The following is a 21,894-nucleotide window of genomic DNA, read 5'->3' as shown; positions in this document are numbered from 1 at the left end:
CTGTCTTTTTGTAAAAGGAAAAACCGTTTTTCCTGGTTAAATTCGTCTTCTTTCTCTTGCAGTCCCCTCTGAAGCAGGGTATATTACTACTATTGCCTATTTTTTTGTTTATAATTAGGTCAATGAATAACGTGAAATTTAACGTCAAGAAAGGATCTATTCACTACATGAAGCTCGGAGCCCGAGTTCTAAAGACCGGAATCGCCATTGTTCTTGCTTTGTATTTGGCTGAACTTTTAGCGCTGCCCAGTCCTATTTTTGCAGGTATTGCCGCTGCATTTGTTGTGCAGCCCACCATTTACCGCTCATTTGTTTCCATTTTGGAACATATTCAGGCAAATGTGATTGGGGCAGGATTGGCTATACTTTTTGTTTTAGTATTTGGTAACCATGTTGTCGTCATCGGCTTTGCAGCTGTCATTGCCATTACGATTATCTTAAAACTTAAAATCGAAACGACGATTGGACTTGCCCTCGTTACACTGATTGCCATCATGGAAGTACAGCATGAGGATTTTGTAACGTTTGCCCTTCTTCGTTTTGCTACGATTATGCTTGGGGTATTGGCATCTTTTACTGTTAATTTAATTTTTCTGCCTCCAAAATATGAGACAAAGCTGTTTTACAAAATTTCAACGACAACTGATGATATGATCAAATGGATCAGACTCAGCACACGCCATGCAACAGAACACCAGCTGCTGAAAAAAGACATCGAAAAGTTTAAAGACCGGCTCGTCAATATCGATCAGGTTTACCTCATGTATAAAGAAGAACGGGGTTACTTTAAGCGCAATTCTGTTTCAAAAACAAGGAAGCTTGTTGTTTACCGTCAAATGATTTCAACTGTCCGAAGAAGCTTTGAAATATTAAAGAGACTTCACCGGTTCGAAAATGAACTTCATCATGTTCCTGAATCACTTCAGCTACTGGTGCAGGAGCAGCTTGACTGTTTAATGAGCTACCACGAGCAGCTTCTTTTACGATTCGTAAGGAAAATCAAGTTTACGAATGAAGACGATCAAATTAATCATACCTGCATGGATCATAAAGAAGTAACAGACATTTTTATGAAAGAAGTCATTAAAGCGCGGGATGAAGAGGATGAAAATGGGTACCACTTACTGCATGTACTATCGGCCATGCTTGAATATGAAGAACATCTTGTGCATTTAGATACGTTGATCGCAAGCCTTCAGTCCTACCATGAAGAGGATAATTACGTCTCTCTGCCTGAACGTGAATTTTAATAAAAGCCCCTTAGACTAGTGTCTAAGGGGCTTTCTTTTATATTAGTCATCCAATTGCTGCACTTGGAAAAGGTTGTAGTATAGTCCTTTTTCTTTCATGAGCTGCTGGTGCGTTCCGCTCTCAGCTATTTTCCCATGATCAATAACAACAATTCGATCAGCATGGGTGACTGTAGAAAGTCTATGCGCGACGATAAAAGTCGTGCGATCTTTGGCTAGCAATTCAATCGATTCCTGAATCAGATGTTCACTTTCAAGGTCGAGCGCTGAAGTTGCTTCATCCATAATCAATATTGGCGGATTTTTTAAGAAGACACGTGCAATGGCAACCCTTTGCTTCTGTCCGCCTGAGAGTTTAACGCCCCTCTCTCCTACTTTGGTGTTATACCCTTCAGGAAGATCCATTATAAAGTCATGTGCGTTGGCTGCTTTAGCCGCCTGAATCGCTGCTTCATCAGACGCTTCAGGATCACCCATTTTTATATTCATCATAACGGATTCACTGAACAGGATATTATCCTGCAAAACCATGCCAATTTCATTTCGCAGACTTCTGACACGGAAATCTCTAATGTCTGTGCCATCTAAGAGAATTCTTCCATCCGTAACATCATAGAACCTTGGAATCAGGCTGACGATTGTGGATTTCCCTCCACCACTCATACCGACAAAGGCAATAGTCTCCCCCTGCTTTACGTGTAAATGCACATCTCTTAGTACATCTGTTTCGTCTTTATCATAGGCAAAGGATACATGATCAAACACGATATCCCCTCTTACATCCTTAACTTCCTTAGCATTTGGTTTGTCATCAACATCATACTTCTCATCAATTAATTCAAACACCCTGTCCATGGAAGCAATGGACTGAGTCAGTGTTGTTGAACTGTTTACTAAACGTCTGAGCGGGTTATAAAGTCGTTCAACATAGGCGATAAACGCGACCATCACCCCAAGTGTCAAATCCCCTTCAATGACCCGGTAGCCGGCATATCCAATCACAATCAGAGGAGCAATATCTGTAATGGTGTTAACAACCGCGAAGGCTTTCGCGTTCCATTTCGTCTGGTCAATTGCCTTAGATAAAAAGTTCCCATTTTTCCCATCAAATTGATTTTGTTCATGGTCTTCAATGGCAAAGCTCTTTATCACACTCATCCCCTGCACCCGTTCGTGAAGATACCCCTGAACTTCAGCAAGAGCTTGAGAACGATTTCTTGTCAGCATCCGCAATCTGCCGAAAAAATATTGCACAGAAAAAGCATATAAAGGAAAAACTAAGATAGCAACTAATGTCAATTTCACATCATACGTCAGCATAATTCCAATCGCAATCAAGATCGTTGCAACATCAAGCCATAAATTCATTAATCCTGTCATAACAAAATTTTTCGTCTGCTCAACATCATTAATCACACGGGAAATCACTTCTCCCGCTCTCGTGTTGGAATAATATTTAAAGCTGAGCTTTTGCATATGAGAAAAAAGACCATCCCTGATATCAAAGAGAATTTTATTACTCGTCCATTGAGCAAAATATTGACGATAATATTCTACAGGCGGCCGAACAACTACAAAAAGCACCACTGCTATCCCAATAATCCAAAACAACTCTGATATTTTTGCAGCAGACGAACTATCGCCCCCGATAATATCATCAATGACGTATTGAATTAAAACCGGAATCAAAAGCGGAATCGCAAACTTCACAATTCCAATCAAAAGCGTCCAAATAATCTGCCACTTATAAGGCTTCACAAACTCCATATACCGCTTTATACTATCCAAAAAAATCAACCTACTTTCTAATTTAAAAGCTGAAGCGGGCGTTTAGGGGCGACAAGCATAAGACAACCTGCACATATAGGCGCTTTTTGCCTATTGAGCACGGTGGCTTATGACCTCGAGCCCCTGCCCGCTGAAGCTGGATACCCCTAAAAGCTGAAGCGGGCGTTTAGCTCCGACAGACGTAAGACGATCTGCCAAGCAGACGCTTTTTGCCTGCATGGCGGAGCGGCTTACGATCCGAAGAGCTGCCCGCTGAAGCTGGATACCCCTAAAAGCTGAAGGCGCTCGCCCAGCTCCGACAAGCATAAGGTGCGTTGACCATGCAGGTATGTTCTTCGCCTGCTGGGTCAGCGTGACTTATGACTCGAGCCTATGCTGCTGAAAACTCTGCATTGCCAATCAGGCCCATAAAACAGTAAAACGAAAAATCCCTCATGCAGGAGCAGCTCCAAGAAAAAAACCTGTTGAAAGGACCAACAGGAAAAGAATATAACTATTCTTTTTGACGGTATCTTTTTTGAAATAAATACCGGCTGTACCATACATCAATAAAATCAGGAGCAAACGGTCCTCTTCTTTGTTTGATCCATCTGATTAACTTATCTACATTCCGCTGAAGTATATGGTCGATGACATTAGGATACCCCATGAGATTGCGGTGCTCCTCGTATTCATCTTCATCCAAAAGTGTATAAGACATATCCGGGTAAACCTTGATATCCAGATCATAATCGATGTACTTCAGTGCTTCTTCATCATACACAAATGGAGAGCTCAAATTACAGTAGTAATAAACTCCATCTTCTCTAAGCATACAAATGATATTAAACCAATGCTCAGCGTGAAAATAACAGATAGCAGGCTCTCGTGTCAGCCATGTCCTTCCGTCTGATTCGGTCACGATCGTGCGGTCATTTCCGCCAATCACAATATTCCGGGTGCCTTTAAGAACAGTTGTTTCCTGCCAGACCCGATGTATCAGTCCATCGTGTTTGTAACTATGTATTTGTATACTCTGCCCTTCTACTGGTAGCGTCATCGCCCCTCGCCTGCCTTTATGCTGCTTGATTAGATTTACCTGATCTATAAGATTTTCCGTTCATATGTGTATTTTTCCATTATACCCTTTTCCACGAAAAAGAGCCACCAAGACACATGGCGGCTCGTTGTTCTACGTGTATTCAGCATGCAAAATGGCTAATAGTCAGGGTTGTCAGCACGAAAAGAGGCAATCACTTCATTCATTCTTTCATCAAATTCTAACTGGACCTGCTTTAATCTCTGCTGCAGATCATTCAATTGACTGGACACTTGCAGCGCAGACTCCTTAATAGCGAGCGTTTTCATCAGTTCACGCATCTTCTTCTTTTTTTCCACCTCAGCATGCAGCCATAATAGTTCCTCTGCAATTTCCATTTGATCGTATACCTGCCTTTTAAATCCATTCATTATGGAATCCCTCCTGACACTTATAGAATTCCACACTGGCTTTAATTGTCCTTTAGCTTTATTTGTCGCAATCTATGTAGTTTTATCGAAACAAACTTGAACTAAATTAAAAGCCGCTCCTGCTATCCAGAGGAACGGCTTTTACTTATTTAATTATCGGTTTTGCTGGTTGTTTTGTTGTGAAGCGTTCTTTTTGTTAGCTTCTGCTTGTTGATTTTGACGCTTAACTTCAGCTGCGTTTGTTTCTGAAGCAAACTCAGTTCCATACTGTTTGTTTGCAGCAGCATTTTGTTGTTTTACTTGTTCAACATTTGTGCCAGAAGTTGTTTTGTTTGTTTGTTTTTTCATTGTGATCTCACCTCCACGATAGTTAATGTAACCAGAGTGAAGGAAGTCTATTCATAAAATTAAACGAGCAAAGAACGTCCGCCGTCTACAATAATGGTCTGTCCGCGGATCATTGAAGAATCTTCTGAAACCAGGAATAAAACGGTTTTTACCAGGTCATCGATTTCAACCATACGGCCAGCGGGCGTTTTACTTCTGGCATCTTCCAGAAGCTCTTCGCGATTTGGAAAATGCTTTAAAGCGTCTGTATCGACGGCACCGCCGGAAACTGCGTTTACTACGATGTTTTTAGGTGCTAATTCTACAGCAAGATATCTGGTCAGCGCTTCGAGGGCTGCTTTTGAAACCCCCACAGTTGTATAGTTGTCTAAGTAACGTATAGAGCCAAGAGAGGAAATACTAACGATTTTGCCGCCGCTTTCCGGCATCATTTTCGTAGCTTCCTGTGCACAAAAAAGCAGTGCTTTACTGTTGATGTTCATGGTCCAGTTCCAGTGAGATTCCTCAAGCTCCATGGCAGGACGCAAAACGCCTGAGGCTGCATTATTAATAAAGACGTCAAGACGCCCAAACTGCTCTTTAATTTCCTCAAACATTTTTTTTATTTTATCCACATCGCCTACATTTGCCCGTACCACTATAGCTTTTCTTCCCAGCTGTTCAATTTCAGCCGCGGTATCAAGCGCCGCCTGTTTGCTTCTTGCGTAGTTTACAACGATATCATATCCCTTTTCGGCAAGAGCCAATGCAATTGCTTTTCCTACTCCTCTGCTGCTGCCGGTTACTAACGCTACTTTGTTTGTCATGATGATTCTCTCCTGTCATAAATAGAGTGATACAAACTGTTTCCATATTTTCCGATGAGACACAGGCAGTGCCATTTTCTCCACTTCTTCTTTCGATAACCACGTTGCGTGGGGTTTATTTTGATTGGAGGAGTTTGATAATTCTCCTTTAAACACAGCCATTTTCCAGGTTAAATGTGAAAAAACATGATCCTGCAGCATCCACGGCTCTGACTCAACGACTGCTTCTACGTTGAAATCAGATACCAGGAAATCATTAATTTGAGAGACCGTGCGTTGATCCTGCTGTTTTTCAAAGCTTGGGAATTCCCACAGGTTTGCTAACAGCCCCTGAGACGGCCGCTTGTTCATTAAATACTCACCCTGTTGATTTTGAACGATGACTGTTAGAAGATCAATGACCTTAGTGGATTTTTTTCTTGTTTTTACAGGAAGCTCCCGCTGAACTCCTTCCGCAAATGCACTGCAATGTTCTTGAACCGGGCATAATAAACAGGAAGGGGATGATGGTGTACAAATCAGCGCGCCTAATTCCATCAAGGCCTGGTTAAAATAAGAAGGATTTTCATGAGAAATCAAATGCCGGACAGCTTCTTCAAAACTCTTTCTCGATGAAGGCTTTGCAATATCCTCCCAGATGGACAGAACGCGGGAAAGCACCCGCATAACATTTCCGTCTACTGCAGGTTCAGGGACACCATAGGCGATGCTTAAAATTGCACCAGCCGTATAAGGGCCGACTCCTTTTAAAGAAGAAATTTCTTTTGGGTTATTTGGAACAATTCCTTTATACTGTTCATGCACTTCCCTCACTGCCGATTGAAGATTTCTGGCACGTGAATAGTAGCCCAGTCCTTCCCAAGCCTTTAAGACATTTTCTTCAGGTGCATTGGCTAAAGCTTCAATAGTAGGGAATTGTTCCATAAAGCGATGATAAAATGGAATGACTGTGTCTACTCTCGTTTGCTGAAGCATAATTTCAGATACCCATATTTGATAAGGGTCTTTATTTTTTCGCCAGGGCAGTTCACGCATTTCCTGTTCAAACCAGCTGATCAGGTCTTTTTGAAACGCCTCTGGATTTATAGCAGACAGCTTAAGCTGAAGATCTTCCTTCATCTTTATACCTCCGTGATGTTACTACAAGCTTTAGATTGGGAATAAGTAAGAATAGGGCATTATTTAAGTACAAGAAAAACAGATTATCGGTTGAAATTAATAAAACAACTGCTCATACTTACTAGTACAAAACAAATGATCTCCATTTGTAATAGCAGTTTAGTAAAGGAGGGATCACTTTGGATACAGGCACTCACATAGTTATGGGGTTTGCAATCGGCGGCTTAGCAGCAATCGATCCGGTTGTGGCGAACGATCCGGTTACAGCTCAAAGTGTTTTAATTGCAGCTGTCATTGGATCACAGGCGCCAGATGCTGATACTGTATTAAAACTCCGCAATAATGCTGTTTATATTCGGCACCACCGCGGAATCACCCACTCTGTTCCCGCTGTTATGCTTTGGCCGCTCGGGATTACGGCAGTGATATACCCGTTTTTTCCGGAAGCAAATTTACTTCATCTGTGGCTTTGGACGTTTCTAGCGGTATTTTTACACGTATTTGTTGATATTTTCAATTCATACGGTACACAGGCTCTTCGTCCATTTTCAAGAAAATGGGTTGCACTCGGTGTCATCAATACATTTGATCCGATTATTTTTGGGATACATGTTATCGGATTAATAATATGGGCTTTTGGAGCAGATCCTGTTCCCACTTTCCTGATTATGTACTCCGTGATTGTCGGATATTATATCATCCGGTTTATGCTTCAATCAGCTGTCAGGCACTCGATTAAGAATACGATCCCTCAGGCGGATAGTGTTATTATCGCACCAACTATACGCTTTTACCAATGGAGAATTGCTGCTGAGACGAAAGAGCACTTTTATGTAGGAAGAGCATACGGAAGGTCCATTACAATCTATGATAAGTTTAAACGTATCTCCATTCCTGATAATGAGATCTTTCAAACGGCTAAAACGGATCCAAATGTATCCGCCTTTCTTTCCTTTTCCCCTATTTACAGATGGGAACTGACAGAAAGCGATGATCAGTATGAAGTTCGCTTCATTGATCTGCGTTACCGAAGCAATGACCATTATCCATTTGTAGCCGTTGTACAAATGGACCAAAATCTGACGATCCAAAGTTCTTATACAGGCTGGATCTTCAGTGAAGAAAAGCTGAAGAAAAAACTTGATGTACTAACTATAGATTAGTCATAAATCCATTCCCAACAAACTTAAAAATACGATTACAAAGTAAAAAGCGGCTGGGACAAAACTAAAAAAAGTTTAAAAATGAGGACATATTTATTAAAAGTATTAGGTGAGCGCAGCGGAAGGTGGCGACTCCTGCAGGAGATGACGGCAAGCTGAGACTTTACAGAGCAAGGCCCCGAAAAGGCTCAGCGTCGTCCCTGCGGAAAGCGTCCTCCTGAAGCGCATAGAACCGGTCAAAGAGGGTGAGACATTTTTGTCCCACCCTCTTTTTTAAATTAATTTCTCAATCCAATTAATGTTTTGTGTCCTCCTGGCTGCTTAACAGCTCAGCATATTTAGGATTCATGGCAGCTACCTGATGCAGACGCTCCCCATAATTCACAATCCATTGCCTTACCACTCTGGCGGTCACTTCCTTGCCTTGATAATCATGGCCGGCTTTGGCATAGGTCGCTTCAAAATCCTCCCATAAAAGATCGACTAATGTTTGCGCCTTCGCTGTTGAAAGCTCTGAATTTTTCTCAAGCAACAGGGCTGTCAGGGATTCTTTTTCTTCTTTCATTGCTGTTCTCCTCCTTCTGAACGGTTATCAAGCATAGCAATCGGGAGGGCTTCAAGCTTTTTTTCCCCTTTTAAACGATAGCCCCACGCAAATACCCCATTCAGATAATCTATTTTAAAGTAGCTTCCTGGATCATTACTGATCGCGTACACTGTGCCTGGTCTGTAATCTTTTGGATTAAGCAGATAGCAGGATGCCATAATCGCTTTGCGTTCCAATACTGCAAACTCGTTTACATATCCTAGCTGTTCTGCTTTTCTTGCTTTTTCCTTAACGTTTGCTATTTCCTGCTCAAGCTCATGCTTGGTCATTAAGCTGTATCTTTTTTCGGTTGACATAAATACAACCTCCTCTAGTCTTATTTGATTCTTTATTTTATAATAAGCAAACGAATTTAAATTGCACAACGAACGGAGGACCACGTATGAGAAAACCAATCGCATTACTTACAGGAGCAGGCACCGGACTTGGAAAAGAGCTGGCGCTGAGATTTAGCCATACCCACACCGTGATCCTGATCGGACGACGAGAAAATCTGCTGAACGAGCTTGCAGCAGACATTAACACGTACGGCAGGGCTCTAGCTGTACCCTGTGATATTACGGAACCAGATGAGATCGAACAGCTCATGGTCAAGCTCGGGCGGGAATCACTGCTCCCAGTTGATTTAGTTGTTCACAATGCCGGTATCGGACGTTTTGGCAGTGTGGCAGATACAAGTTCTTCAGATCTAGAACTCATGTTTAAAACGAATGTGTTCGCGCCAATAGCTCTTACAAAAAATCTTTTGCCTTCCATGAAAAAACAGAATAACGGAACCTTTTTATTTATTTTATCAACTGCTGCACTCCGGGGTAAATCAAATGAATCGGGATATGCTGCAAGCAAATTCGCACTCAGGGGCTTTGCTGAAAGCCTCGATAAAGAAACTGAACCATTTGGCATCCGAGTGGTCCGGGCGTATATGGGAGGAATGAACACACCTTTTTGGGATCACGGGGACCATGTAAAAGATCCGTCACGCTTTTGGAAGCCAAGTGAAGTCGCTCATCTTATCATGGAACAAATCCACGAAAAAGACGAAATTGTCATTGAATCGAAAAAGCAGCAGGCAAAGGGCGGTTCCTCTTAATAGGACTGCCCTTCTTCCTGCAGATGTTCAATTGCTTTTTCGATTTCTTCTCCCGAAAACCCTTTGCGAAATAGAGCCTGCTTCATCCTTTGTTCATATTCATATCCTTCATATTTCCGAATGTATTTTGTATGGGCCTTTTTTGCCTGAGAATAAACTGCTGCCCATTTTTCTTCCTCGTTTCTTTCAATTGAGATTTCAGATAGAACTCTTCCTGTTACTGTGCCTTCATACCCTTTTCTTGAAAGCGTATCCTGGCCTTTCTTCTTTATTTGCAGCTTTGATTGTTTTGGATTTTTTTTGATGACCTTTTCTATTACCTGTTCCGCTCTTTCAAGCCACTCTTCCTGTGAAATCGCGGCAAGTGTTTCTTCGATGATACCTGCTTCAATTCCTTTGTCCTTCAAGGCTTGTCCAATATGCCTCGGTCCTTTATCGGATGTGCGAAGCTGCGTATTTAAAAAAGCTTTCGCAAATTCTGAATCATTCACATAACCATATTTTCTAAGCTTGTGCATCGTTTCTTCAATTGATGCTTCCCCCATCTCATGTTCTCTTAAGTGAAGGATAATTTCATGCTCAGAACGCATGCGGTAGCTTAAATAAATAAGCGCTTTGTTGAAGCCTTTTCGAATTTCATCTTCGTATTCTATTTCACCAATATCCAAATCGTTAATTTCTTTGTTTTTGCCAAGCTGATAGCGGGCGAGCACTTCTTCGTCCACACTAAAAGCGTATTTTCCGTCCAAGAATATATTGTATCTTTCTTTGTTTTTTTTCTGCTGGGTAATTTTCGTAATAATTGGCACCTTGATCACCTCTTTCTTCACTGTACCACATTTCAAAAAGGTTTTATCGTTTTAAAAAAGGAAATAGTAACTATAACAAGTAGGAGGGATGCGGGATGAAAATCCTTTTAAGCGGAGGAACAGGATTTTTAGGTCAGGCAATCACAAAATTGCTGACTTCTGAAAAACACGAGGTATTTATTTTAACAAGAAATCCTGATCAGCCCAAAGCAGCAAATCAGGTTCACTACGTTGAATGGCTGACAGAAAATGCTGCACCTGAAGAAAAGCTGCCTTCTATTGATGCAGTAATAAATCTGGCTGGAGAATCCATTAATAATGGACGCTGGAGTGATGAACAGAAAAGAAAGATATACGACAGCCGGATGAATGCAACAGATGAGATTCTTCGCATAATTCAACAGCTTGAGTCTCCACCTTCCGTGTTAGTGAATGCAAGTGCAGTCGGCTATTATCCTACTTCTGAAACAAAAATTTACACTGAACAGTCGATTGAACAGGGTGAGGGCTTTTTATCCCAGACAGTTGTAGATTGGGAAAAGAAAGCCATGCTCGCTGAAGATCACGGAGTGCGAGTTGCCTGTGCACGTTTTGGCATCATTCTCGGAAAAGAAGACGGTGCTCTTCCGAATATGGCCCTTCCGTATAAATTAATGGCAGGCGGTACGGTAGGAAGCGGCAGACAGTGGTTATCCTGGATCCATCATGAGGATGCAGCAAGAGCCGTGCTTTTTGCTATCGAAAAATCAATTGAAGGACCATTTAATGTTACCGCTCCTAACCCGATGAGAATGAAGGAATTCGGGGAAACCCTGGCTAAAGTTCTGAACCGGCCGCACTGGATCCCTGCTCCGGGCTTTGCACTTAAGCTGGCACTAGGAGACAAAAGCGCACTTGTACTGGAAGGACAAAAGGTGTTGCCCAATGTACTAAAAAACAAGGGATTCACATTTTTGTATCCTGCTTTAAATGAGGCATTAAGAGAAATTTATTCTTAAGATCAGAGAGGCCGGGACCATGTCTCAGCCTCTTGATTTTTTTTTGCCTTCTATAACTTCAAGCGGAGTTCTTTCTTAAACGTTCATGACTTTAATACCGTCTCCCGCTTCAAGTATGGAATTCCTTCTACCAGCCTCTTTTTCAATTGCTTCATATACGCATCCTGCCAAGGCGCACCTGTCCATTTTTCCTTAAAAATAGGATAGAGCACCGCGTCACGCATGTTTAAAAATAAAAAGAGTTGATTGATCATCTCATCATCCAGACGGTGGACCGATGAATAGCCTTCCAGCAACCCGTTGACGATTTGCGCTTCTAAATCTTTTTCCCCAGGCCTGAACGAATTCCCCTGCCAAATACCATGATATAGTGACACAGCAAGATCCTGCATAATCCAATCAGTCATGCAGTCATCAAAATCAAATGACATGATCTCATAGCCATTCATCATAAAATTACCCTGGTGAAAATCATGATGGATAAGATGGTGTGTGTCTTCTTTTACTGTGTGCTGTATCAGAGCATTCAGCTGATCAGTGTACCAGCTGTGCATCTCCGGTTCCAATTGAGCTTTAATGCCTTCAGGATCCGGGTTATCTTTGCTGCGTACAGCTTTTTTTTCAATGTCTGTATGATGAAAAGTCTGAGCAGCATTATGCATTTGTCCGATGTATTTCCCCCATTCACGAAACAACCCGCTCCCCCAGAACTGATCATCCAGAATTCGAATGGAAGTCCCCTTTGCTTTTTCAAAAAAGACAGCTTGAACTCTTTTATTCTCCATCTCCCAGTCATGGATAAATGACCCATTCCATTGTCTTGGCCGAGAAGCTTTGATTTTCTTTTGGTACAGGTGTTCAATAAAATCAATTTCAAGCTGCAGTTGATCTTTTGTTCTTCGGCTGCTCTCATTAAGCCGCAGAATTAGCGGACCTTCTTTCGTTTCAATATGAAACACTTCGTTTTGAAGTCCACCTATCGCCCTCTTCACCGCTTTATCCGGGATGTGAAGTTTTGAAGCAACCCAGTCTTTATCCATCTGTTCAACCCCTTTTTGATCAAAATAAATGAGCTTGGGACATAAGTGTCTCAAACTCTGCGACCGGTTCACTTCGCTTCAGGCGGACGCTTTCCGCAGGGACGGCGCTGAGCCTTTTCAGGGCCATGCCCTGTAAAGGCTCAGCTTGCCGTCATATACTGCTGGAGTCGCCACCTTCCGCTCCGCTCACCTACTACAAATAATATATCCTCATTTTTTAAACTTTTTTGAGTAAGATTACAGTCTCAATAAAAGTCAGTGAATTTAAACGGACTTTTTCCAAATCGTTAAGATCAAGCTGACTAAACTATTTTAACACCTTTTTGATTGTTTCCAGGCTTGTGTTATAAGGAGGGAAAGCCAGCTTTAATTCTACTTTCGTACTTTTCTTCATCATACTTTTTCTGTGAGAAAATAAGTCAAAGCTGTGCTTGCCATGGTAGGCGTTGACTCCAGAGTGGCCGACGCCTCCAAACGGAAGCTGGTCATTGGCCACATGGCTTAGCGTATCGTTTACGCAGCCTCCCCCAAATGAAAGACTTTCAAGCACTTTTTTCTCTGTCTGCTTGTCCTCTGTAAACACGTAAAGTGCCAGCGGTTTTGGGCGTGACTGAATCATGTCAATCGCTTCATCCAGCTGATTGTAGGTCAGGACAGGGAGAATCGGTCCGAAAATTTCGTCCTGCATCGCTGCATCGGACCAGGTGATGCTGTCTAAAATAGCCGGGGCAATAAATCTTTCTTCCCGGTTAGTTTCCCCTCCAGCTACAATATGCTCACGGTCTTTTTCTAATATAGAGACGAGGCGGTCAAAATGCTTTTCATTAACGATTTTTCCATATTGATCATTATCCTCTATAGAGTCCCCGTAGAAATCATGGATCGTAGATTTTAATTCTTCAATTAACTGATCTTTAATTGACTGATGGACCACCAGATAATCAGGAGCAATACATGTTTGACCTGCATTGATCAGTTTGCCCCAGAGAATTCGCTGAGCAGCCTTTTTCAAGTCTGCTGTCTCATCCACAATCGTCGGGCTTTTCCCTCCAAGCTCAAGCGTATGCGGCACAAGATTTTTAGAAGCAGCTTCCATCACAATTTTGCCGACCGGTACGCTACCTGTAAAAAACAAATAATCAAAAGGAGCATGAATGAGTAAAGAAGTTTCTTCTTTTTCTCCTTCAACAACTTTTAAATAGGCAGGATCAAAATTAGCTGAAATCATCCGCTGAATCACGGCTGTTACTTCAGGTGTGCTTTCAGAAGGCTTAATCACCGCACAGTTTCCTGCTGCAAGTGCTCCAATTAAAGGCTCTATTACGAGCTGAAAAGGGTAATTAAATGGTCCGATAATCAAAACGCTGCCATATGGCTCCTTCATAATAAAGCTTTTTGAAGGCATTTGAAAAAGAGGCGTTTTCACTTTTTCTGTTTTTGCCCACTGCTTCACATTATTAATCATCGTCTGAATACTTTTAAGCGTAATGCCTATTTCGGAAACATACGCCTCGAAAGGATTTTTTCCTAAATCTTTTTTTAGAGCGCTTAAAATTTCATCTTCATGCTCTTTAATCAGTGTCTGCAATTTTTGAAGCTGCTTAATTCTAAAATCAATCTTTTTGGTAATTCCGCTATGAAAGAATGTTTTCTGCTTCTCAATGATCTCCAGCACGTCTTGTTCTGTTTGAATGGACACGGTGATCCTCCTTTAGTGAATCGTGGCTAATTAAAAATTCAAAAATCCTTAATTCTTTAAAACCAGCTTCGTTACACTTTCCACATGAGCCGTTTGCGGAAACATGTCAAGCGGCTGAATATACTCAATTTTATACGCTGATGACAGCTGCATCAAATCTTTTGCAAGCGTCGATGGGTTGCAGGAAGCATAAATGAACCGCTTTGGACGCACTTTCAGAATGGTCTCAAGCAGAGCTGCATCACAGCCTGCACGTGGCGGATCTACGACAACCACATCCGGTCTGAAGCCGTCTTCCTTCCATTGAATCATCCATTTTTCAGCCGACCCTACTTCATATTGAGCATTTTTTACATTGTGCTGAGCAGCATTGATTCTAGCATCGTGAATGGATTCCTTTATCACATCCATCCCCCTGATTTCACTTGCTCCTTTTGACAGCCATAAACCGATCGTTCCGGATCCGCAGTAAGCATCTACAATCTTTTCTTTACCCGTTAAATCCGCCGCTTCTTTAATTTGATCGTACAGCTTCTTGGTTTGGATCGGATTTAATTGAAAAAACGCTCTCGCTGACAAATGAACCGTGTACTGCTCCATCTTGTCTTCAATTGTTTCTTTTCCTGATAGCAAAACGGTTTTATTGCCGAAGATAATAGACGTTTGGGCAGGGTTAATATTTTGCATGATCGATTTTACTTCCGGCATTTTGTTTTCAAGTGCACGAATTAATTTTTCCTTTTGCGGCAAGTCATCCACTGCTGTGACAAGTACAATTTGAACTTCTCCGGTTTCAACGCCTACACGCGTCACGATGGTTCTGACCACGCCTTTTTTTGTCCGCTCATTGTAAACAGGTATTTTAAGCTTTTCAAGCTGCTTGCGAACGACTTGTGTAGCTTTGTTGGTTTCTTTTCTTTGAACGATGCACTCTTTTATATCGACGAGTTGGTGGGAATCCGTTCCATATAGTCCTGCGACTACCTTTTCTCCCTTTTTGCCCACTTGAAACTGACTCTTATTTCTGTAATACCATGGCTCTTCCATACCAATCGTGTTTCGTATTTCCATATTTTGCACAGGGAACTTTGTATACCGTTCAAGCGCCTGTATCAAAATATCTCGTTTATGTGAAAGCTGGTGGTCATAATCCAAGTGCTGAAGCTGGCAGCCTCCGCATGCTTCATACACAGGACATGGCGGAACAACCCGGTGCGGTGATTCTTTCCGGATGGAATGAATCTTTGCTTGTGCGTATTTTGGGTTAATTTTTGTTACTTGCACAACCACTTCTTCACTGGGAAGAGCTCCTGGTACAAAGACCACCTGTTTTTTAAAATAGCCGATTCCTTCTCCATTAATGCCTAATCGCTTAATTGTTAAAGGGAACTCCTGTCCTGCATCTATTTTTTGTACTGATTTTTCACTCAATGAATTCACTTCCCTGTCTCAATGCTCCTCCATAAATAAAGAGAGGCATAGCTTAAATATGGCTGCCAGGCCTTTGTCCACTCTTCCATCTCTTCTGTGGTGGGCTTTCTTTCCATTTTATATTGCTTTTTTAATGCGTTTTGAATACCGATATCGGCAAACGGAAAAACGTCCATTCGTCCAAGACCAAATAATAGCACACTTTGCGCAGTCCAAGGTCCCACGCCGCGCAATTGGGTAAGTTCTTTAATAATTTCTTCATCACCTTTTAAAACAAATGACCCTAAATCCAGTTCACCGCTGCTGATTTTCTTCCCCACACCAATCACATACTCTGCTTTTCGCTGGCTGAACTGCAGTTCCCTGAGTTCTGAAACCGTTAAAACCGCCACTTTCTCAGGTGCCGGATAAAACCAGACACCGTCCACCTCTTCGCCATAGGTGGTAACAAAACGATAGGTTAAAGTTCCTGCAAATGCCATGTTCAACTGCTGATGAATAATACTTTTCAGCAAACAGCTGTACACGGAAGGCTCTCTCACAAGAGGCGTGCCCTGATGCTCCTGAAAAAGACTATGAAGACTCGTTTTTGAAAAATGGAGATCGATATGCGAAAGTGTCGTGTTCCAGTGGAATATTTCTTTTACATATTCAATTATTTCTTTTTTATCTTCTTCCTCTTTGCCTGTTACTTCAAAGGCAGGATGAGCTGTTGTGCCTGCTGCTTTAATCGTGACTGCCTGTTTAATTGTTCCTTCATATGGCAGTTTTACAAATTGATTTTCCTGATCCACGGCAGTAAGGGGATCGATTGACATACGCTGAAGGACGCGATCAAAAGCATAGGGTCCTTCCACTTCAATTCGCTCTTGCCACATTCTTCTCACATCCCATTTTTTCTTTATTATATCATGCTGGGAGAAGACCAAAAGAAATCCGGTTCCGTCTCTCCATAATAAAAGCAAGTGAGCCTGCAATCAGGTTCACTTGCCCTTTTTTACGGTTGATTTTTCATTAAATGATCCAAATCTTTGAACGTGTAACCCTGCTTTTTCAAGTCCTGAATGACACGTTGTAATGCTCCTGCATTATCCGGGGATACTGTATGAAGAAGAATAACCGCTCCCGGGTGAATTTGTTTCATAATTTCGCTATATGCATAGTCAGCCCCTCTTGGCTTATCCGCATACCAATCGACAAACGCTACGGACCAAAACACATGCGTATACCCTTCCTCTTTAGCAACTTTAAGTGTTTCTTCGTTAAAAACTCCTTCAGGAGGACGAAGATAAAGCATTTCTTTTTGTCCGGTGAGCTCAGTTGTTTTTTCTTTCACCTTTCGCCATTCTTCTTTCATTTGATCCGCTGTCAAAGTTGAGAAGTTCGGATGCCCCCATGAATGGTTGCCAATTTTGTGCCCATCCTTTACCATCCTTTTTACAAGAGGCTCAGCACTTGTTAAATAATGGCCTGTTAAAAAAAAGGTCGCTGGCACTTTTTCTTCCTTCAGCACATCCAGAATTTTTTCTGTGTATCCATTTTCAAATCCGTTGTCAAAGGTGAAATAAAGGACCTTTTCTTTAGTGGTTCCCCTATAGACTGAATCATACTTCTTCAAAAGCTCGTTGTATTGAGCACCGGCTTCCGCCTGTTCTCCATTTTGACCTCTTTTAAATCCCCAGTTCAGGCTCTCAGCAGAAGCAGATAAAGGCGCAGCTATACATAGCAGGAAAATAATGATATAAAGTAAAGCGTTTCTTTTCACCATGCACTCCTCCTTTCTTTAGTATGGTGTTCATTTAAAGAAGGAGCATACATAGAAAAAACACCCACAGGTAAGGTGTTTTAAGGCTGGTATTAATAAAAAAGGATTTATTGAGCAACCTAAAGTAAATGCATGTAACGTATTGGTTCTGCCACTAGCTGCTCGAGGTCATAAGTCACCACGCCATATAGGCAAAGACCGCCTATTCGGTTCGTTCGTGTTGTCTTATGCTTGTCGCCCCTTAACGCCCGTTTCAGCACTTAGTGGCTATCCGGCTTTAACGGGCAGCTCCTCGGATCGTAAGGCGCTCCGCCATGCAGGCAAAGAGCACCTGCTCGGCGAATCGTCTTACGTCTGTCAGATCTGAACGCCCGTTTCAGCACTTAGTTAAATACTGTTTCTTTGTGCTTTGCGAGTTTTTGCAAGGAGGATTGGTCAATGTCCCGGTGCAGGCTGCTGCCGTGTGAGTCCATGGTAACGACTGCTGTGAAGCCTTTTACTTTCAGGTGCCACATGGCTTCCGGGATGCCGAATTGGGTTAGGTCTACTCCTTCTACACGCTGAATGCAATCTGCGTAGTATTGGGCAGCTCCACCAATGGCATTCAAATAGACTCCTCCATGCTCTTTTAGGGCGTCTAACGTTATTGGGCCCATTCCACCTTTTCCAATGACTGCACGGATCCCAAACTTTTTCATAATATCCCCCTGGTAAGGCTCCTCTCTAATAGAGGTTGTGGGTCCGGCTGCTTTTACGTGCCAGCTCCCGTTTTCATCCTTCATCATAACAGGCCCGCAGTGGTAAATGATTTGTCCATTTAAATCTACTGGAGAGTCGTGGTCGCTTAAATATTTGTGAATAGCGTCTCTCCCTGTGTACATCATGCCATCAATCGTCACCACGTCACCAACTTTTAACGAGCGGATTTTTTGCTCCGTTATAGGCGCTTCTAAGGTAATAAGTTTCGAGGATTCAATGGATTGTGTTCTCTCGCTGTTCTCCTCTTTAAATTCAATTTTATCCCCTTCCTGGTAAAGCCCATCAAGTATGCTTCCTGTTTCTGCGTCTACAGTAATGCCAAGTCTTCTGAAAGCCCAGCAATTATACGCGACCGAAACAAAAAAACTCGCAGGAATTCTATTCATCACACCTATTTTGCACCCGAGCAGTGTCGTTTCTCCCCCAAAACCCATCGTGCCGATTCCTAGGTCATTTGCATTTTTCATGATATATTCTTCCAATTTTTTTAAATCTTTATTTGGATTTAGATCCTCTGCAGAACGGAAAAGCTGCTCTTTTGCCAAATCATATCCGGATGAGCGGTCTCCTCCGATTCCTACCCCGATAAAACCTGCACTGCATCCCTGCCCCTGTGCCTGGTAAATAGAATGCATAATACATTTTCTGATTCCATCCAGATCGCGCCCTGCACGTCCAAGTCCATCAAGTTCACACGGGAGACTGTATTGAATATTTTTATTTTCACAGCCGCCTCCTTTTAAGATCAGACGTATATCAATTTCTTCTTTTTCCCATTGTTCAAATTTGATTACCGGCAAACCGATTCCCAAATTATCACCGCTGTTTTCTCCTGTCAGCGAATCAACAGAGTTTGGTCGCATTTTGCCGTCTTTTGTTGCACGCACCATTGCCTTGTGAATTGATTCCTTTATTTTTATTTGATTAACCCCAATCGGTGTTTTAATTTTAAAAGTAGGAAGTCCAGTATCCTGACAGATAGGAGAAACATTTTCATCCGCCATTTGAATATTTTGTGTAATGGTTGCTAAGCTCATTGCCGATCTAGTCCCTGCATTTTCCTGATCTTTTCCCTTGCGGATGGCTCTTCTGACATCCTTGGGCAGGTTCGTGGATGTTTCAACGATTAAGTCATATAAACTGTTTTCAAGATTCGAACTGTTCATTTTGGTCAAACCCCTTTCCCCTCGAACTGAGTGCATCTTTTATGTATTCAACTTAACCATTATACTTTCTGCTTAAGTGAAAAGGTAGTGGTTTGAAAACGATTTCAAATTTTTCGCTTTAATCAGTGTTTTTGACCGCAAAAAAAACACCCGCATACCTATACGGGTGTTCGTTGGCCTGACAAATTCAGGCGCTAAGAACGGGATGTTCTTTATTCCGGCTTTTTAAATTGCTGAACTTTCAATTCCAGATCATCCACCATACCAATCATTCGATCGATATCTTCAAGATCTGTACTCTCAGGATCCACCGACTCCAATACTTCCAAAAACATATTTAAGCGCTGTTTTAAATAAAGTATTTGTGAGTCATTATCGTGAATGGCGTTGCCCATTGTATCGCTCCTTTCAAACTCGCTTTTATGGTAACGGATTCTTTGTGTTCATGCAACCTCAACAGATGATTTGCTTAAATAGATGATAGATGGCAGTCCTCCAATTGATAAACTACCCTTATATGGGAAACCGCCCCTTTACATCTTCGAGCTGCCATTGACAGAGCTCGTCTTTATTTAGATAATGGGGCTTAATGCAAAAGCATAAGGAGACTTTATAAATGAATGAATTAAACTCAGCTGCAATTTCCCCGGAGTATGATCCATGGGAGGCTTATGAAGACATAAAAGAGCATGGAAAATTGACTCTTTCAAATATTGAGCTGACCACCACAACGCTTTGCAATATGCGGTGCGCTCATTGCGCGGTAGGGTATACACTTTCTCCAAAAGACCCTAAAGCTTTGCCCTTGGAGGTAATTTTAAACGGACTTGATCAAATCGAGCATCTTCGAACGCTGAGTATTACTGGCGGAGAGCCGATGATGTCCAGAAAATCTGTTCAGGATTATGTTGCCCCTATTTTAAAATATGCACATGAGCGGGGGGTAAAAACACAGATAAATTCTAATCTAACGGTCGATCTTGAAAAGTATGATCCTATTATCCCCTACCTGGATGTTTTACATATTTCTCACAACTGGGGCACTGTCGATGAATTTATTGATACCGGTTTTGCAATGATGGAACGCAAGCCAACGAGAGAACAGCGCCAGCGGTTATTTGATCGCATGATAGCTAATTCCAGAGCCTTGAGTGAAGCAGGCGTTATGATTTCTGCTGAAACCATGCTCAATAAAAAAACTCTTCCTCATATTGAAAGAATTCATAAAGAAATTGTGGAGGATATGAAGTGTAAAAGGCACGAAATTCACCCTATGTACCCAAGTGACTTTGCGTCTTCTCTTGAAACTTTATCGCTCTCTGAAACAAAACAGGCCATTACCAAACTGCTGGATATACGGGATCCCAATACGTGGATGCTGTTTGGTACACTGCCATTTTACGGATGCAGTTCAAGTGAAGAAGACCGTAAACTGCTAAAGCGATTATACGAAACAGAAAACGTAACGGTTCGTAATGACCCTGACGGCCGTTCAAGATTGAATATCAGTATATTCACAGGAGAAGTAATCGTCACTGACTTCGGAGATACGCCTCCACTGGGAAATATTCAGCATGATCATTTGGAAACGATTTTTACCAAATGGCTTTCATCTAAAGAAGCAGCTCAAATGAATTGTCACTGTCCAGCTGTTCAATGTCTCGGACCAAATCTGCTGGTGCAGGATATGTACTATAAAAATATTGATTTTACGAAACGAAAAGCGTTATTGACCCGTTGAAAAACGTATTAAACGAGCCTGGGGACAAAATTTGTCTCAGGCTCTTTTTTTACCGCTAATCTGCACTTCAATCAGATATCTTGGCTGTGAGAGACCTCACGCCTCGCAGCGTTCCGAGTAACCGTCCTATCCTGCAATGAGCATCTTCAGATTCTAAGTAATGAAAAGCAAGTTAATTTATTATATTTTATTTATTTAGAATATTTACATTATTATAAATTCATGCTATACTTTCAGTAGCTTAGAAAAAGGAGGGTAGCTTCCTGAAAATAAGAAAAGAATTTATTGAAAGGATGTGGTGATGAGCGCGTAGAGTGCGATTATATGAACGATCTTACAACATACCCAATAACATAAAAACCCGGTGTCAATCTTTCATTGAAAGACTTTGGACCGGGTTTTTATGCGCAGTTTAATTTAATTGAAAGGTCTCCGTTACTTCAATGCTCCCAAGGACAGATTGAACCATAGAACAATTTTTCCGTGTCAGTTCCAATGCTTTATGGATCTTTTTCTCATCAAGGTCTGAACCGGTTATATTAAAGTGCATGTGAATCTTTTCAACCCGATTTGCCTTTTGCTCGTTTCTTACAACTTCTGTTTCAATCGCTATATCTTCAAAAGAAAGCCTCATTTTATTCATTACACTTCTCAGCACACCCCCGCTGCAAACAGCGATCGACGCAGTTAACAGCTGATATGGCCGGAAACCGTGTTCTTCATTTCCTGATACATCCAGCGTTCCGTATGGCAGGTCGGTTGTGAAACCATTTTCTTTCATTGTGAATTTCATGATGGGTTCTCCTTCACTATGTTATTTGTCTATAGTAGAATTATATATCAGACCGATGTAAAATGCTCGCATT

At 41.8% G+C, this 21,894-nt stretch carries 22 protein-coding genes; 5 read left to right on the top strand and 17 right to left on the bottom strand.

Annotation, left to right across the window (positions count from 1 at the left end):
• The first annotated feature begins 167 nt into the window (after positions 1 to 167).
• Positions 168 to 1,250, top strand: a complete 1,083-nt coding sequence (locus P6709_RS16450; RefSeq protein ID WP_278242033.1) for an FUSC family protein — start codon at positions 168 to 170, stop codon at positions 1,248 to 1,250.
• Between the two features lie 42 nt (positions 1,251 to 1,292).
• Here the strand turns inward: P6709_RS16450 and P6709_RS16445 are convergent, their stop codons facing one another.
• The 6 genes from P6709_RS16445 to mutY form a co-directional block, all read right to left on the bottom strand.
• Positions 1,293 to 3,038, bottom strand: a complete 1,746-nt coding sequence (locus tag P6709_RS16445; RefSeq protein ID WP_278242032.1) for an ABC transporter ATP-binding protein — start codon at positions 3,036 to 3,038, stop codon at positions 1,293 to 1,295.
• A gap of 493 nt (positions 3,039 to 3,531) precedes the next feature.
• Positions 3,532 to 4,077, bottom strand: a complete 546-nt coding sequence (gene ntdP / locus P6709_RS16440; RefSeq protein WP_278242031.1) for a nucleoside tri-diphosphate phosphatase — start codon at positions 4,075 to 4,077, stop codon at positions 3,532 to 3,534.
• A gap of 158 nt (positions 4,078 to 4,235) precedes the next feature.
• Positions 4,236 to 4,487, bottom strand: coding sequence for a YgaB family protein (locus P6709_RS16435; protein WP_278242030.1), 252 nt, complete (start codon positions 4,485 to 4,487; stop codon positions 4,236 to 4,238).
• Between the two features lie 153 nt (positions 4,488 to 4,640).
• Positions 4,641 to 4,835, bottom strand: coding sequence for a gamma-type small acid-soluble spore protein (locus P6709_RS16430; RefSeq protein WP_278242029.1), 195 nt, complete (start codon positions 4,833 to 4,835; stop codon positions 4,641 to 4,643).
• A gap of 59 nt (positions 4,836 to 4,894) precedes the next feature.
• The gene (fabL, locus tag P6709_RS16425) at positions 4,895 to 5,641 is read right to left on the bottom strand and encodes an enoyl-[acyl-carrier-protein] reductase FabL (protein ID WP_278242028.1); all 747 of its coding nucleotides are present in this window, start codon (positions 5,639 to 5,641) and stop codon (positions 4,895 to 4,897) included.
• Between the two features lie 15 nt (positions 5,642 to 5,656).
• Positions 5,657 to 6,760, bottom strand: a complete 1,104-nt coding sequence (gene mutY / locus P6709_RS16420; RefSeq protein WP_278242027.1) for an A/G-specific adenine glycosylase — start codon at positions 6,758 to 6,760, stop codon at positions 5,657 to 5,659.
• Positions 6,761 to 6,939: 179 nt separating this feature from the next.
• On the opposite strand from mutY, the gene P6709_RS16415 reads away from it, so the two are divergent.
• The gene (locus P6709_RS16415) at positions 6,940 to 7,923 is read left to right on the top strand and encodes a metal-dependent hydrolase (RefSeq protein ID WP_278242026.1); all 984 of its coding nucleotides are present in this window, start codon (positions 6,940 to 6,942) and stop codon (positions 7,921 to 7,923) included.
• 295 nt (positions 7,924 to 8,218) lie between these two features.
• Here the strand turns inward: P6709_RS16415 and P6709_RS16410 are convergent, their stop codons facing one another.
• Positions 8,219 to 8,488 carry a YfhJ family protein gene (locus P6709_RS16410; RefSeq protein ID WP_278242025.1) on the bottom strand — a complete coding sequence of 90 codons (270 nt, stop codon included), beginning with the start codon at positions 8,486 to 8,488 and terminating at the stop codon, positions 8,219 to 8,221.
• Entirely contained in the window at positions 8,485 to 8,826 is a 342-nt protein-coding gene (locus P6709_RS16405) for a YfhH family protein (RefSeq protein ID WP_278242024.1), read from the bottom strand. The genes P6709_RS16410 and P6709_RS16405 overlap by 4 nt, the downstream gene beginning before the upstream one ends.
• 86 nt (positions 8,827 to 8,912) lie before the next feature.
• Between P6709_RS16405 and P6709_RS16400 the strand changes: the two genes are divergently transcribed.
• Positions 8,913 to 9,620 (top strand): SDR family NAD(P)-dependent oxidoreductase, encoded by a 708-nt coding sequence (locus P6709_RS16400; RefSeq protein WP_278242023.1) that lies wholly within the window; start codon positions 8,913 to 8,915, stop codon positions 9,618 to 9,620.
• On the opposite strand, the gene recX is transcribed toward P6709_RS16400, so the two are convergent.
• Entirely contained in the window at positions 9,617 to 10,429 is an 813-nt protein-coding gene (gene recX / locus P6709_RS16395) for a recombination regulator RecX (RefSeq protein WP_278242022.1), read from the bottom strand. The two genes, P6709_RS16400 and recX, sit on opposite strands and share 4 nt — an antisense overlap.
• Before the next feature lie 95 nt (positions 10,430 to 10,524).
• Here recX and P6709_RS16390 point away from each other — a divergent pair, with 95 nt between their 5' ends.
• Positions 10,525 to 11,427 carry a TIGR01777 family oxidoreductase gene (locus P6709_RS16390; RefSeq protein ID WP_278242021.1) on the top strand — a complete coding sequence of 301 codons (903 nt, stop codon included), beginning with the start codon at positions 10,525 to 10,527 and terminating at the stop codon, positions 11,425 to 11,427.
• 83 nt (positions 11,428 to 11,510) lie between these two features.
• Here the strand turns inward: P6709_RS16390 and P6709_RS16385 are convergent, their stop codons facing one another.
• The 7 genes from P6709_RS16385 to P6709_RS16355 all read right to left on the bottom strand — a co-directional run bounded on the left by P6709_RS16385 (position 11,511) and on the right by P6709_RS16355 (position 19,682).
• Positions 11,511 to 12,467, bottom strand: a complete 957-nt coding sequence (locus tag P6709_RS16385; RefSeq protein ID WP_278242020.1) for a phosphotransferase enzyme family protein — start codon at positions 12,465 to 12,467, stop codon at positions 11,511 to 11,513.
• A gap of 307 nt (positions 12,468 to 12,774) precedes the next feature.
• Positions 12,775 to 14,166: an aldehyde dehydrogenase gene (locus P6709_RS16380; protein WP_278242019.1), complete on the bottom strand. Its 1,392-nt coding sequence runs from the start codon at positions 14,164 to 14,166 to the stop codon at positions 12,775 to 12,777.
• Between the two features lie 48 nt (positions 14,167 to 14,214).
• Positions 14,215 to 15,606: a 23S rRNA (uracil(1939)-C(5))-methyltransferase RlmD gene (gene rlmD, locus P6709_RS16375; protein WP_278242018.1), complete on the bottom strand. Its 1,392-nt coding sequence runs from the start codon at positions 15,604 to 15,606 to the stop codon at positions 14,215 to 14,217.
• Positions 15,603 to 16,475: a DNA-3-methyladenine glycosylase family protein gene (locus P6709_RS16370; protein WP_278242017.1), complete on the bottom strand. Its 873-nt coding sequence runs from the start codon at positions 16,473 to 16,475 to the stop codon at positions 15,603 to 15,605. The genes rlmD and P6709_RS16370 overlap by 4 nt, the downstream gene beginning before the upstream one ends.
• A gap of 119 nt (positions 16,476 to 16,594) precedes the next feature.
• Positions 16,595 to 17,365, bottom strand: coding sequence for a delta-lactam-biosynthetic de-N-acetylase (pdaA, locus tag P6709_RS16365; protein ID WP_278242016.1), 771 nt, complete (start codon positions 17,363 to 17,365; stop codon positions 16,595 to 16,597).
• 380 nt (positions 17,366 to 17,745) lie between these two features.
• A complete protein-coding gene (locus tag P6709_RS16360; RefSeq protein ID WP_278242015.1) occupies positions 17,746 to 19,287 on the bottom strand; it encodes a fumarate hydratase in 1,542 nt (513 codons plus the stop codon).
• 212 nt (positions 19,288 to 19,499) lie between these two features.
• Positions 19,500 to 19,682 (bottom strand): SE1561 family protein, encoded by a 183-nt coding sequence (locus P6709_RS16355; protein WP_278242014.1) that lies wholly within the window; start codon positions 19,680 to 19,682, stop codon positions 19,500 to 19,502.
• Positions 19,683 to 19,903: 221 nt separating this feature from the next.
• Between P6709_RS16355 and yfkAB the strand changes: the two genes are divergently transcribed.
• Positions 19,904 to 21,028 carry a radical SAM/CxCxxxxC motif protein YfkAB gene (yfkAB, locus tag P6709_RS16350; protein ID WP_278242013.1) on the top strand — a complete coding sequence of 375 codons (1,125 nt, stop codon included), beginning with the start codon at positions 19,904 to 19,906 and terminating at the stop codon, positions 21,026 to 21,028.
• 412 nt (positions 21,029 to 21,440) lie between these two features.
• On the opposite strand, the gene P6709_RS16345 is transcribed toward yfkAB, so the two are convergent.
• Positions 21,441 to 21,821 (bottom strand): OsmC family protein, encoded by a 381-nt coding sequence (locus P6709_RS16345; RefSeq protein WP_278242012.1) that lies wholly within the window; start codon positions 21,819 to 21,821, stop codon positions 21,441 to 21,443.
• Positions 21,822 to 21,894: the final 73 nt, after the last annotated feature.

Source organism: Jeotgalibacillus sp. ET6, from assembly GCF_029667115.1.
Taxonomy (GTDB): Bacteria; Bacillota; Bacilli; order Bacillales; family Jeotgalibacillaceae; genus Jeotgalibacillus.
Note: the sequence above shows the minus strand (reverse complement) of the source record. Positions and strands in the feature narration are given on the sequence as shown.

Coding starts and splice junctions, on each gene's coding strand:
- P6709_RS16345 (WP_278242012.1), bottom strand. CDS start 21,821: ATGAAATTCACAATGAAAGAAAATGGTTTCACAACCGACCTGCCATAC.
- P6709_RS16360 (WP_278242015.1), bottom strand. CDS start 19,287: ATGAACAGTTCGAATCTTGAAAACAGTTTATATGACTTAATCGTTGAA.
- P6709_RS16405 (WP_278242024.1), bottom strand. CDS start 8,826: ATGTCAACCGAAAAAAGATACAGCTTAATGACCAAGCATGAGCTTGAG.
- P6709_RS16355 (WP_278242014.1), bottom strand. CDS start 19,682: ATGGGCAACGCCATTCACGATAATGACTCACAAATACTTTATTTAAAA.
- P6709_RS16400 (WP_278242023.1), top strand. CDS start 8,913: ATGAGAAAACCAATCGCATTACTTACAGGAGCAGGCACCGGACTTGGA.
- mutY (WP_278242027.1), bottom strand. CDS start 6,760: ATGAAGGAAGATCTTCAGCTTAAGCTGTCTGCTATAAATCCAGAGGCG.
- P6709_RS16385 (WP_278242020.1), bottom strand. CDS start 12,467: ATGGATAAAGACTGGGTTGCTTCAAAACTTCACATCCCGGATAAAGCG.
- P6709_RS16430 (WP_278242029.1), bottom strand. CDS start 4,835: ATGAAAAAACAAACAAACAAAACAACTTCTGGCACAAATGTTGAACAA.
- pdaA (WP_278242016.1), bottom strand. CDS start 17,365: ATGGTGAAAAGAAACGCTTTACTTTATATCATTATTTTCCTGCTATGT.
- P6709_RS16450 (WP_278242033.1), top strand. CDS start 168: ATGAAGCTCGGAGCCCGAGTTCTAAAGACCGGAATCGCCATTGTTCTT.
- yfkAB (WP_278242013.1), top strand. CDS start 19,904: ATGAATGAATTAAACTCAGCTGCAATTTCCCCGGAGTATGATCCATGG.
- ntdP (WP_278242031.1), bottom strand. CDS start 4,077: ATGACGCTACCAGTAGAAGGGCAGAGTATACAAATACATAGTTACAAA.
- P6709_RS16390 (WP_278242021.1), top strand. CDS start 10,525: ATGAAAATCCTTTTAAGCGGAGGAACAGGATTTTTAGGTCAGGCAATC.
- P6709_RS16370 (WP_278242017.1), bottom strand. CDS start 16,475: ATGTGGCAAGAGCGAATTGAAGTGGAAGGACCCTATGCTTTTGATCGC.
- P6709_RS16435 (WP_278242030.1), bottom strand. CDS start 4,487: ATGAATGGATTTAAAAGGCAGGTATACGATCAAATGGAAATTGCAGAG.
- fabL (WP_278242028.1), bottom strand. CDS start 5,641: ATGACAAACAAAGTAGCGTTAGTAACCGGCAGCAGCAGAGGAGTAGGA.
- P6709_RS16410 (WP_278242025.1), bottom strand. CDS start 8,488: ATGAAAGAAGAAAAAGAATCCCTGACAGCCCTGTTGCTTGAGAAAAAT.